The following is an 11,841-nucleotide window of genomic DNA, read 5'->3' as shown; positions in this document are numbered from 1 at the left end:
TCCGCAGGCATTCGGGGCATTTCGGGCGTATGGTGTGGCGGGGGCCACACCGCATTGTCTGATGAGCGGGAACTCGCACCTTGCGATAAGCGAGAACACGTTCTATTTTCGACCTGTGAGCTACAACATAGCGGACCTTGTCGAGCACGCCATCGATCTGATGCCGGAGCGCGTAGCTCTGGTGGACGACACCCGTTCCTTCACGTACGCGGAGTTCGAGAAGCGGACCAACCAGTTGGCGCATTACCTGCAGGAACAGGGCGTGCAGCCCGGTGACAAGGTAGGCATCTACGCGCGCAACACCATCGAGGCCGTCGAGGCCATGGTCGCGATCTTCAAGATCCGCGCGGTGGTGATCAACGTGAACTACCGGTACGTCGAGAACGAGTTGCAGTACATCTTCGAGAACTCGGACCTGGTCGCCATCATTGCCGAGCGCCGCTACAGCGAGCGCATCGCCAATGTGCTGCCCAAGGTGCCGACCATCGAGACCGTGCTGACGGTCGAGGACGGCACCGATCTGCCGAAGCCTCCCGGCGCTGTCGAGTACGAGGCCGCCCTCGCGGCCAGCTCGGATGTGCGCGACTTCGAAGAGCGTTCCGCCGACGACATCTTCATGCTCTACACCGGCGGCACCACCGGTCTGCCCAAGGGCGTCATGTGGCGGCACGAGGACTGGTGGCGCGTGCTGGGCGGCGGCATCAACTTCGTCACCGGCGTCCGCATCGAGGACGAATGGCAGCAGGCCAAGGTCGGCGCCGGCAACGGCCAGCTGGTGCGCTACCCGATCCCGCCGCTGATCCACGGCGGCTCGCAGACCGCGGTGTTCCACAGCCTCTTCGACGGCGGCAAGGCCATCATGCTGCCCGAGTTCAGCGGGCATGGTGTCTGGCAGGCCATCGACAAGCACAACGTCAACCTGATCTTCATCACCGGTGACGCCATGGCGCGGCCGATGCTGGACGCGCTCAAGACCGGCAATCCGGAAACCGGTGAGCCGTACAAGCATGCGCAGCTATGGGCCATGGCCTCCAGTGCCGCGCTGTTCTCGCCCACGCTCAAGGACGAGTTCATCGAGCTGCTGACCACGACCATGATCACCGACTCCATCGGCTCCTCGGAGACCGGTTTCGGCGGTCTGTCCATCGCCTCCAAGGGCGCCACCCACACCGGCGGCCCGCGCGTGAAGATCGACGCCTCCACCAAGGTGATCGACGACGAGGGCAATGAGATCGAGGCCGGCTCCGGCAAGACCGGCCTGATCGCCCGCACCGGCCACATCCCGCTCGGCTACTACAACGACCCGGTCAAGACCGCGGCGACGTTCAAGGAGTTCAACGGGATTCGCTACTCCATCCCGGGCGACTTCGCCCGCGTGGAGGAGGACGGCAGCGTCACCATGCTCGGCCGCGGCAGCGTCAGCATCAACTCCGGCGGCGAGAAGATCTACCCCGAAGAGGTCGAGGGCGCGCTCAAGGCGCATCCGCAGATCTTCGACGCGCTCGTGGTCGGCGTGCCGGACGAGCGCTGGGGACAGCGTGTGGTCGCGGTGGTGCAGTGCCGCAGCGAGAACCGCCCGACCCTGGATGAGCTGCGCCCCACCCTGGTTCAGGAGATCTCCTCCTACAAGATGCCGCGCAGCATCTGGTACGTGGACGAGATCAAGCGCTCGCCCGCCGGCAAGCCCGACTACAAGTGGGCGCAGGCGCAGACCGAGGCCCGCGAGGCAGATGACCACGCGCACGCACCGACCACCAAGTGATGCTTGAACGTCACTGAGGCTCCCGTGCCCGCCTGCTGAGGCAGGCGGGCACGGTCGTTGCGGGTGATTGCCAACGTGACGACTGATTTCCGCATGGTCGGGTAACTCGTGGGGGACGTCCAGAACCCAGCCACCTCGGCAACGTAAGTCCGCGACGAAACTGGCGGCCCACCTAGTGCTCGGCAAAAGTTCCGGGGAGGCGGAGAGCCTATTTCTTGTCGGTGCCCTGTGCAAGAGTGTTTTGCATGAGCGAGACGGGCGGCCGGTCCACCACCATCACGGATGACGTATTGCGGTCATTCGAGGGACATCGGCGCGAGCTGTGCGCCTACGCGTATCGAATGCTCGGTTCCTCGTTCGAGGCCGAGGACGCGGTGCAGGAGACGTTCACGCGGGCGTGGAAGTCGTACGACTCGTTCGAGGGCCGCTCCAGTGTCCGGTCGTGGCTGTACAAGATCACCACCAATGTCTGCCTGGACATGCTCGACGGTCCGCAGCGGCGGGCCCGTCCGATGGATCTGTCCGGTCCCTCCACCCCGGATTCGCCGCTACCCGCGCCGGAGCCGGATTACGTATGGGTGGAACCGATTCCGAACGCGCTCGCCTTCGGCGCCGATCCGGCCGAGGCGGCCAGCGCCAAGGACACGCTGCGGCTGGCTTTCGTCTCCGCCGTGCAGCACCTGCCCGCCACCCAGCGCGCCATTCTGATCATGCGCGAGGTATTGCGTTTCTCGGCCAATGAGACCGCCGAAATGCTCAATGTCTCACCGGCTTCGGTGAACAGCGCGCTGCAGCGCGCCCGGGCCACCATGACCAAGGCGCAGGAGGTGGCCACCGTCTCCGGCGCCTACGACGAAACCGATGAGCAGCAGCGCAAACTCATCGATGATTTTGTCGCCGCTTTCGAGTCCTACGATATGAACGCGCTCACCCAGCTGCTGAAAGCCGATGTGGCACTGTCCATGCCGCCGCTCTCGCTGTGGATCTCCGGGCCGGAGAATGTGGCCGCCTTCATGCTCGGCACCGGTCAGGAGTGCCGGGATTCCCGCATGGTGCCGCTCGCGGGCGCGAACGGCCTGCCGGCCTTCGGCCACTACAAGCCGAGTGGCGAACCGGGACTGTGGACCCCGTGGTCGATCACCGTGCTCGAGCTCGACGGCGACCGGGTCGCTGGCCTCAATTTCTTTTTGGATACCGACCGCCTGTTCCCGCTTTTCGGACTTCCGGTGGAACTGCGGTAAAACTGGACCCCGTCGTCGCGTAGGTGGCTCTGTGCACCGCACGAGGTACCCGCCGGGGTGGTCCGGCGCAGCGCTGCGACATGCGTGAACGGCCCGCTGGGATACGTCCCGGCGGGCCGTTCGCATCCGGCTCGGCACATGACGAAGGACCGCTGAATCATCAGCGGTGCGTATGTTTTTCGAGCTTCAGTGTGTTTTTCGAGCTTCAGTGGGGTTTTCGAGCCTCAGTTGGCGCCGGGGTAGGCCATGTGGAAGGGCTCCCACTGGTGGCCGTCGGGATCGATGAAGGTGCGGCCGTGCATGCCGACCTGGGTCTCCTGCGCGCGCTTGTCGGCATTGACCTCCTCGGTGCCGCCGGCCGCGACCGCGGCGTCGACGAGCGTGTCCACTTCCGCGGGGCTGGCGAGGGATACGGCGTAGAGGCTGTTCACGGTGGTCCTGGCGTCGCCGATGGCACGGTCGGTGAAGGAGGTGAAGAAATCCTTGGACAGCAGCATCAGGCAGATGTTGTCGTCGACCACGATGCACGCCGCATTGCCGTCGGTGTACTGCTGATTCACCTTCCAGCCCAGGGCCTCGTAGAAGCTCTTGGAGCGTTCCAGTTCGGCGACGGGAAGGTTGATGAAGATCATCTTGCTGGCCATGGCGTTCGTCCTCTCGTGAGTGTCATAGGTGAGGACGGGCCCGCCTCCGAAAACTCATCGGTGTGGTCTGTGACACATCATTCGGTCATCGGGAAGTCGCGGGCCCGCCGACCGTGACAGAGTGGCGGGGGAGGAGGTGCCCGATGAAATACAGCTACCTGGTCGCCCTCACCGGCAGTGGCGGGACCGTGCCGCCGGAGCTGGGCGTGGTGCGCAGGCTCGTGGACCGCGGGCATCGGGTCACCGTGCTCGCCGAGGAGTCCCTGGCCGCGGAGGTGACGGCGACGGGGGCGCGGCTGCGTTCGCGGGCCGGGGCCGGATTCGCCCGCGATACCGTCGCCGAAATCGACGGGGAGCGGCCTGATCTGGTGCTCGCCTCCTATTTCGCCTTCGGGGCGATGGTGGCCGCGCAGGCCCGCGAGCTGCCGTTCATGGTGCTGATTCCGGGTATCTATCCATTGCCCGTGGAGGGCGGTCCGCCGCCGGGCACTGGATTCGGTCGCGCAGACGGCCCGGTCGGCCGCTGGCGGGACCGGGTGGTCGGTTCTATGGTGCAGCGCCGCTGGGATCAGGAACTGCTGCCGCAACTCAACGCGCTACGCGCGGATTTCGGCCTGGAGCGGCTGGCGCACTATCAGGATCAGGTGCAGCTGGCGCACCGGCAGCTCGTATTGTCCAGTGCGGCTTTCGATTTCCCGGCGCAGCGGCCGAACGGCGTGCGCTGTGTCGGCCCGATCCTGGACGATCCGTTCTGGACCCGGGATGCGGAATGGGTCCTGCCGGAAGGCGGCGATCCGCTGGTGCTGGTGTCGCTGTCCACCACCGCGCAGCGGCAGAGCGAATGTCTGCAGCGGATCGCCGATGCGCTCGGCCGGCTCCCGGTGCGTGCCATCGTGACGACCGGGCCCGCCGTCGATCCCGCCGATATCACCGCACCGGTGAATGTGCAGGTGCTGGCCGCGGCCCCGCATCAGGAGCTCATGCGGCACGCCAGTCTGGTGATCACGCACGGCGGGCACGGCACCCTGGTCAAGGCCTTCGCCGCCGACCTGCCGGTGGTACTGCTGCCGCACGGTCGCGACCACGCCGACAATGCCGCCCGGGTGCGGGCGCACCGTGCCGGAATCACGCTGTCCCGCACCGCATCTCCGCAGCAGATCACCGCCGCGGTCCGGCGCGTACTGCGCACGCCCGCGTACTATCGCGCCGCCGCCGAGCTGGGCCGGGTGCTGCGCCGCGATGCCATGAGCGATCTGCTCATGAACGAGTTGGAGCCCTCACCCGATCACCCCGACCCGGTGTTCGAGCGCATCTTCCCGGTCCGCGAGATGGAATCCTGATCTCCCGGGAACACGCGGGGGTTCGCGCCCCGGCGTGTGCCCCGGGCCTGTCCGGTTTACCGTGACAGGCATGGACTACCTGGCTCTGCTCTGCGCGAAGTTGACTGCTTTCGGCGATCTCATCACCGTGGATACCGATCTCGGGGCGCCGGTTCCGTCCTGCGGCGATTGGACCTTCTACGACCTCGCCGACCATGTCGGCAACGGCAATCTGTGGGTGGTGACCGCGGTCAGCGAGCTGCGCGGGGACCGGCAGGTCGAGTCCGCCCCGAAAGAGGCTGCCGCCCTGCGTGAATGGTATGACGAGACCGCCGACGCGATGGTCGCGGTGTTGTCCGGGGAACCGGACCGAGAGGCGTGGACTTTCTCCAGCACCATGCCCCGCACCGTCGCCTTCTGGCGCCGCCGCCGCGCCCACGAGACCCTCATGCACCTGTGGGACGGACAGAATACGTTCGGCCCGGCCGACCCGTTCGACACCGATCTGGCCGTCGACGGCATCACCGAGGTCTTCGAACTCTTCGCCCCCCGCATGATCAAACGCGGCCTGGCCACCGAGCCGGAGGTGGCACTGCACATCCGCGCCACCGATATCGCCGAGAGCTGGATCTACGGCCCCGGCGAACCCGTCGCCGAAATCTCCGGCGCCGCATCGGATCTGCTGCTCGCCCTCTGGCAGCGCAAGCCCCCCACCGGCCCGGCCCTCACCTGGGGCGGCGACCGCACCGCCGGCGAGCGCGTACTGGCGGGCCCGCTGGTGCCCTGAGCCGCCGGGTTCGGCCGCCCATCAGTCCGAGGTGCCTCCCGTAATCCCGGCATGCTCTTGGCCGGGATCTATCGGAACCGGCTGAGTCGCTGTGGATCCCGGTCACAAGCACGCTGGGATGACAGGGTGCTTGTGGTCGGGATGATGGGGTGCCCGTCGTATGTTCTTTTCCGGAGCTCGGAGAAATTCCGCGCGCGGAAGGAAATGCGGACGGCTCTTTCCCACTGTCGAATGTCCGCGCGCGGAATTCATTTCCAGTGACCAGGGTCGACCGACGGCAAAGGCGGCGGCACCGAATGGTGCCGCCGCCCTTGGGTATTCGTCGTGCGGTGCGGTCGCCGGTCAGTTGGCGGCGAGCAGGCCGCCGAGGGCGCGCAGGTGGTCGTGCGCGCCGCCGAGGGCGAATTCGTTGTGCTTGGCGGCGGTGAAGTACTGGTTGACGATGTGATCGCGGTCGATGCCGACGCCGCCGTGCACGTGCACGACGGTGTGGGCGACGCGGTGACCGGCATCGGCGGCCCAGAACTTGGCGGTGTGGACTTCCGCGGTGGCGGGCAGGCCCTCCGACAGCAGCCAGGCGGCCTGCTGGACGGCCAGGCGCACGCCCTGGACGTCGATGTAGGCATCGGCGAGGCGCTGGGCCACGGCCTGGAAGCTGCCGATCTTCCTACTGAACTGCTCGCGCTCGCGGGCGTAGTCCGCGACCAGCTCGAGGCCCTTCTCGAGGGTGCCGAGCTGCAGGGCGGCCAGGCCCAGCCAGGCCCGTTCCAGCAGCCAGTTCAGAATTTCGGCGCCCTGCTCCAGGGTGCCGACCAATTCGGCTGGGGTACCGGCGAATTCGATCTCGGCCTCGGGGGTGCGGTCGGTGACGATCTGGTCCGCGATACGGACCGAGGCGTGCGCCGGGTCGACCAGGAAGACGGCGGGGGAGCCGTCGACGCTGGCGGACACCAGGATTCGCGCCGCCTGCCGGGCGAACGGCACGGTGGTCTTGAGCCCGGTGAGCTGCCAGCCGCCATTGTCCGAGGCGGTGGTGACCGGCTTGGCCGGCTCCCAGTTCCGCTCTTCGGTCAGTGCCGCGGTGAGGATGAGGTCGCCGGTGCCGGCCTGTGCGGCCAGGGCCCGCTGGGCCTCGGTGCCGAACTGCGCCAGCGCGCCCGCGCCGAGCACGATCGACCACAGGTACGGCACGGGGGCGACGGACTTGCCGAGTTCCCGCAGGATCGACGTCTGCTCGAGCACGCCGAAACCGCTGCCGTCCGCCGTTTCCGGCAGGGCCGCTGCCAGCACGCCGGTCTCGGCGAGTGAGCTCCAGAGCGATTCGTCGAAGCGCAGCGTGGTGGTTCCGGCGGCGTCGGTGTTCTTGTCGAGTTCGCGCAGCCGGTCGGCGGTGACGAGCTTGCCGGTGACCTCGGCGGTCAGGCGGGCCAGATCCTGCTGCGCCTCGGTGAGAGTGAAATCCATGATGGTTACCTCGATTTCGCGCGATGTGAGGGTCAGGCCCGGAGGCGGCGGCTTGCGTAACCACGCAGGGCCCGCTCACATCGCTGATGGATGCTGCTAGCGCGCGGCGGCCGGCTGCTTGAGGGCGGTCATGGCGATGATGTCGCGCTGCACCTCGTTGGTGCCGCCGCCGAAGGTGAGGATCAGGCAGGCGCGGTGCATACGCTCCATGCGGCCGCGCAGCTGCGCACCGGCGGAATCCTGGCGCAGGTAGCCCTGCGGCCCGAGCACCTCCATGAGGGCGCGGTATACCTCGGTGGACAGTTCGGTGCCGTACACCTTGCAGGTGGAGGCGTTCCACGGGCGCGGCGCGGCGCCCGCGTCGGCGCCGGAGGCGAGCTCCCAGTTCATCAGCTTCAGGTATTCGACCTTGGCGTGCGTGCGGGCCAGCAAAATCTGTACCCACTCCTGGTCGATGACGCGGGAACCGTTGGAGTTCTTGGTGTTCCGCGCCCATTCGGTGACCTGGTCGACCGCGAGGGTGAGCGGTGCGGCGGAAGTCAGCGCGACCCGCTCGTGGTTGAGCTGATTGGTGATCAGCGACCAGCCGCCGTTTTCCGGCCCGACCATGTCGGAGTGCTTGACCCGCACATCCTGGTAGTAGGTGGCGCTGGTGTCCGGACCGGCCATGGTGTGCACCGGCGTCCAGGAGAAGCCCTCCGCCGTGGTCGGCAGGATGAACATCGAAATGCCCTTGTGCTTCTTGGCATTCGGATCGGTGCGGGCGGCGAGCCAGATGTAATCGGCGTAGGCGATGAGGGAGGTCCACATCTTCTGGCCGTTGATGATCCACTCGTCACCGTCGCGGACCGCGCCGGTGCGCAGTGAGGCGAGGTCGGTGCCCGCGCCCGGCTCCGAATAGCCGATGGCGAAGTGCAGCTGACCTGCGGCGATCTTGGGCAGGAAGAACTTCTTCTGCTCTTCGGTGCCGTAGTGCATGATCGTCGGCGCGACGGAGTTGATGGTCAGGAACGGCACCGGGGCGCCGGCGATGGCGGCCTCGTCGGTGAAGATCAACTGATCCATGGTGGGCCGGTCCTGGCCGCCGTACTCCTTGGGCCAGCCGAGCGCGAGCCAGCCGTCGCGGCCCATCTCTGCGACGACCTCGCGGTAGACGTTGCCTTCGCCGTACTCGCCGGTCTGAGCCGACAGCGCCGCTCGACGTTCCGGGGTGATCAGTTTGGCGAAATACTCACGCAGCTCAGCACGAAGCTGTTCCTGTTGCGGCGTGTATGCGATCCGCATAGCTGTTTCCTTTCTGCCGCGCCTGCGGCACGGCGGGTTCGCGGCCCTGGAGGTCTCGTTCTTCCCTCCCTCCGCTCCTCCGCTTCGCTCCCCCCGCTCCACTCAGTCCAGAACGAGACGGGCCACGAACCTTTGGGCTGGTCCGATCATTGCATATGGACTGAAACATGTTCCAGTATCAGGTGGTTGTAAGGCCGCGCTTGCTATCCCTGTGGGGCTGGTGTTGTTAGGCTCGGCCCACTGTTGTGGCAAAGGAGTTGGCTATGAAGGTCACTGTTGATCTCGACCAGTGCGAGGCGAACGGAATCTGTGTCGGAATCGCTCCCGACGTGTTCGAACTCGATGATGACGACGTCCTGCACATCATCGGCGCCGAGGTGGCCCCGGGTGATGAGGACGATGTGAAGACGGCGGTCGCGCAGTGCCCCAAGGCCGCTTTGAAGCTGGTCTGAACCCGGCCTTGCTCGCTAGGTGTAACACGTTCTAGAGTCGGCCCGGTGAGCGAAACTGATGTGAGTCTTGCCGGCCGAGTGGCCATCGTCACCGGCGCTGGTGCCGGGCTGGGCCGGGCCGAAGCCCTCGAGCTGGCCCGGGCCGGCGCTTCGGTCATTGTGAACGACCTTGCCGAGAACGACGCGGTCAGCGCAACCCTCGCCGATATTCGCGCGCTCGGCGCCAAGGCCGAATTCGTCGCGGGCAGCATTGCCGAGCGGTCCACCGCCGACGCGCTGCTGCAGACCGCCGAGGAAACCTTCGGCGGGCTGGACATCATCGTCAACAATGCCGGTATCACCCGGGACAAGATGCTGTTCAACATGTCCGACGAGGATTTCGACGCCGTCATCGCGGTGCATCTGCGCGGGCACTTCCTGCTCACCCGCAATGCGGGCGCGTACTGGCGGGCCAAGTCGAAGGAGGCGGGCGCGCCGGTCTACGGCCGCATCGTGAACACCTCGTCCGAGGCCGGACTGCTCGGCCCGGCGGGCCAGGCCAATTACGGCGCGGCCAAGGCCGGTATCACCGCACTGACGCTGTCGGCGTCGCGTGCGCTGTCGGCCTTCGGCGTCACCGCCAATGCGATCGCACCGCGCGCCCGGACCTCGATGACCGAAAAGGTCTTCTCGGCAGCTCCCGAAGAGGGGCCGGATCCGCTCTCCCCTGATCACGTGGCACGGCTGGTGGCCTTCCTGGCCGCACCGGCCGCCGCGGCGGTCAGTGGGCAGCTGTTCGTGGTGTACGGCCCCATGGTGGCGCTCATGGCCGCCCCCATCGTGGAGCAGCGTTTCGACGCCGAGGGGGAGTGGACCCGCGAAGGTCTGGCAGCCACCCTGGGCGGGTATTTCGCCGAACGTCCTTCCGGCGCCACATTTTCGGCGTCGGCGCTGATGGATCTCGGCTAGTTCAACCCCTTCTCCCGGTCGCGGGGGGTTTCGCCCCCGCGTCCAGGTTGATCACGCGATCAATCATTGGTAGGAATGGGGATCATCTATGTGTGGCGCCTCACAAAGGCGGCACGGCTGTGGTAGTCCTCACGGGGTGAACATGTTCTCGAAACTGGACAGCAGTTCAGAAAGATGACCTGTTCAAAACCGTCGAACCCTTCCCGGAGGGCACTGGAACGTGTTCTAATCTTCGGGCGGGACCGAGATCACATTCAGATCTCGGGTGCTATAGCTAGGCAGGGGCAGGAGGAATCGCAGGAATGAATGATGTCCTCGCCGTACCGTTGCGGGCAGTGGGTGGGTTCTTCGAACTCGCCGGCGCTGTTGCTCGCGCCTTGGTACGGCCACCATTCCAGCGACGCGAATTCGTCGATCAATCCTGGTTTGTCGCCAGCGTCTCGATGGTCCCAACTCTGTTGGTGGCCATTCCTTTCACCGTCCTGGTGCAGTTCACGCTCAACATCCTGCTTCGCGAAATCGGTGCGGGTGACCTCGCCGGCGCGGGCGCGGCGTTCGGTGCTGTGACCCAGGTCGGTCCCATGGTCACCGTGCTCATCGTGGCCGGTGCCGGCGCGACCGCCATCTGCGCGGATCTCGGCGCCCGAACCATTCGCGAAGAAATCGACGCGATGAAGGTTCTGGGCATCGATCCGATTCAGCGCCTGGTGGTTCCGCGCGTGCTCGCCTCCATGTTCGTGGCCATGCTGCTGAACGGCCTGGTGTGCACCATCGGCATCCTCGGCGGCTTCTTCTTCTCGGTGTACCTGCAGGGGGTCAATCCGGGCGCGTTCGTCAACGGCATCACGCTGCTGACCCATTTGCCCGAGATGGTCATCTCGGAGGTGAAGGCCACCCTGTTCGGTCTCGTCGCCGGACTGGTCGCCTGTTATCTGGGGCTGAATGTCAAAGGCGGGCCGAAGAGTGTGGGCGATGCGGTGAACCAGACCGTCGTCTTCTCCTTCATGGCCCTTTTCGTTATCAACGTGGTGGTAACCGCTGTTGGCATCAAGTTCACGGCAAGGTGATCACATGGCATTCGTGATCAACTCTCGTTTCCCGAAGGTCATGCGGCGCATGCGGCGTACGACCGACGGTCTGGATTCCGTCGGCAATCAAGCGGTCTTCTACGCGCGGTCGCTGGCCTCGGTTCCCAAGGCGCTGGTGCACTATCGAACCGAGACCATCCGGCTCATCGCCGAGATCTCGATGGGCACAGGTGCATTGGCCGTCATCGGCGGCACCGTCATCATCGTCGGCTTCCTGACCCTGGCCGCCGGTGGCACCATCGCGGTGCAGGGCTACAGCTCGCTCGGAAATATCGGTGTCGAGGCGCTCACCGGCTTCTTCGCGGCGTTCATCAATGTTCGCATTGCGGCGCCGGTCATTTCGGGCATCGGCCTGGCGGCCACGCTCGGCGCGGGTACCACCGCACAGCTCGGCGCGATGCGGGTCTCGGAAGAGATCGACGCGCTGGAGGTCATGGCCATCCGGCCGGTGCCGTTCCTCGTCGGTACCCGCCTGCTGGCGGGCATGCTCGCGATCATCCCGCTGTACTCGCTGGCCGTCATCGCATCCTTCATCGCCAGTCGTTTTGCGACAGTGGTGATCTACGGACAGTCCGCCGGTGTGTACGACCACTACTTCGATACATTCCTGATCCCCAGCGATATTCTGTGGTCGTTCGCCCAGGCGATCTTCATGGCCATCGCGGTCATGCTGATCCACACCTACTACGGCTTCCACGCTTCCGGCGGACCCGTCGGTGTGGGCGTCGCGGTGGGTAATGCGGTCCGTTCCTCGCTGGTCGCGGTCGTCATGGTGACGCTGCTGATCTCCCTTGCCATCTATGGCACGTCCGGCAATTTCCACCTCTCCGGGTAGGCAACGACACATGGTGA

Annotated in this window: 11 protein-coding genes; 8 read left to right on the top strand and 3 right to left on the bottom strand. The window is 66.1% G+C overall.

Features of this window, described 5'->3' with window-relative positions; translation table 11 throughout:
* The first annotated feature begins 115 nt into the window (after positions 1-115).
* Both OG716_RS28745 and OG716_RS28740 read left to right on the top strand, forming a co-directional pair.
* Entirely contained in the window at positions 116-1,762 is a 1,647-nt protein-coding gene (locus tag OG716_RS28745; RefSeq protein ID WP_405133713.1) for an acyl-CoA synthetase, read from the top strand.
* Positions 1,763-2,007: 245 nt separating this feature from the next.
* The gene (locus OG716_RS28740) at positions 2,008-3,003 is read left to right on the top strand and encodes a sigma-70 family RNA polymerase sigma factor (protein WP_405133712.1); all 996 of its coding nucleotides are present in this window, start codon (positions 2,008-2,010) and stop codon (positions 3,001-3,003) included.
* Positions 3,004-3,227: 224 nt separating this feature from the next.
* Here OG716_RS28740 and OG716_RS28735 read toward each other — a convergent pair whose 3' ends face one another.
* Entirely contained in the window at positions 3,228-3,647 is a 420-nt protein-coding gene (locus OG716_RS28735) for a VOC family protein (protein WP_405133711.1), read from the bottom strand.
* Between the two features lie 143 nt (positions 3,648-3,790).
* Between OG716_RS28735 and OG716_RS28730 the strand changes: the two genes are divergently transcribed.
* Both OG716_RS28730 and OG716_RS28725 read left to right on the top strand, forming a co-directional pair.
* Complete coding sequence (locus tag OG716_RS28730; RefSeq protein ID WP_405133710.1) at positions 3,791-4,987, top strand: glycosyltransferase; 1,197 nt, start codon at positions 3,791-3,793, stop codon at positions 4,985-4,987.
* 70 nt (positions 4,988-5,057) lie between these two features.
* Complete coding sequence (locus OG716_RS28725) at positions 5,058-5,753, top strand: maleylpyruvate isomerase family mycothiol-dependent enzyme (RefSeq protein WP_405133709.1); 696 nt, start codon at positions 5,058-5,060, stop codon at positions 5,751-5,753.
* A gap of 342 nt (positions 5,754-6,095) precedes the next feature.
* Here the strand turns inward: OG716_RS28725 and OG716_RS28720 are convergent, their stop codons facing one another.
* Positions 6,096-7,217: an acyl-CoA dehydrogenase family protein gene (locus OG716_RS28720; protein WP_405133708.1), complete on the bottom strand. Its 1,122-nt coding sequence runs from the start codon at positions 7,215-7,217 to the stop codon at positions 6,096-6,098.
* 96 nt (positions 7,218-7,313) lie between these two features.
* Complete coding sequence (locus tag OG716_RS28715) at positions 7,314-8,501, bottom strand: acyl-CoA dehydrogenase family protein (protein ID WP_405133707.1); 1,188 nt, start codon at positions 8,499-8,501, stop codon at positions 7,314-7,316.
* 263 nt (positions 8,502-8,764) lie between these two features.
* Between OG716_RS28715 and OG716_RS28710 the strand changes: the two genes are divergently transcribed.
* The 4 genes from OG716_RS28710 to OG716_RS28695 all read left to right on the top strand — a co-directional run bounded on the left by OG716_RS28710 (position 8,765) and on the right by OG716_RS28695 (position 11,824).
* A complete protein-coding gene (locus OG716_RS28710) occupies positions 8,765-8,953 on the top strand; it encodes a ferredoxin (RefSeq protein WP_327143448.1) in 189 nt (62 codons plus the stop codon).
* A gap of 45 nt (positions 8,954-8,998) precedes the next feature.
* Complete coding sequence (locus OG716_RS28705; protein ID WP_405133706.1) at positions 8,999-9,901, top strand: 3-oxoacyl-ACP reductase; 903 nt, start codon at positions 8,999-9,001, stop codon at positions 9,899-9,901.
* 302 nt (positions 9,902-10,203) lie between these two features.
* The gene (locus OG716_RS28700; RefSeq protein WP_327143450.1) at positions 10,204-10,968 is read left to right on the top strand and encodes an ABC transporter permease; all 765 of its coding nucleotides are present in this window, start codon (positions 10,204-10,206) and stop codon (positions 10,966-10,968) included.
* Between the two features lie 4 nt (positions 10,969-10,972).
* On the top strand, positions 10,973-11,824 hold the full coding sequence (locus OG716_RS28695; RefSeq protein ID WP_405133705.1) for an MlaE family ABC transporter permease: 852 nt from the start codon (positions 10,973-10,975) through the stop codon (positions 11,822-11,824).
* The last annotated feature ends 17 nt before the right edge of the window (positions 11,825-11,841 follow it).

The sequence above is a fragment of the Nocardia sp. NBC_01388 genome (assembly GCF_045040085.1).
GTDB lineage: Bacteria > Actinomycetota > Actinomycetes > Mycobacteriales > Mycobacteriaceae > Nocardia.
The sequence above is the reverse complement of the archived record's forward strand: the minus strand, read 5'-3'. Positions and strand labels throughout refer to the sequence as shown.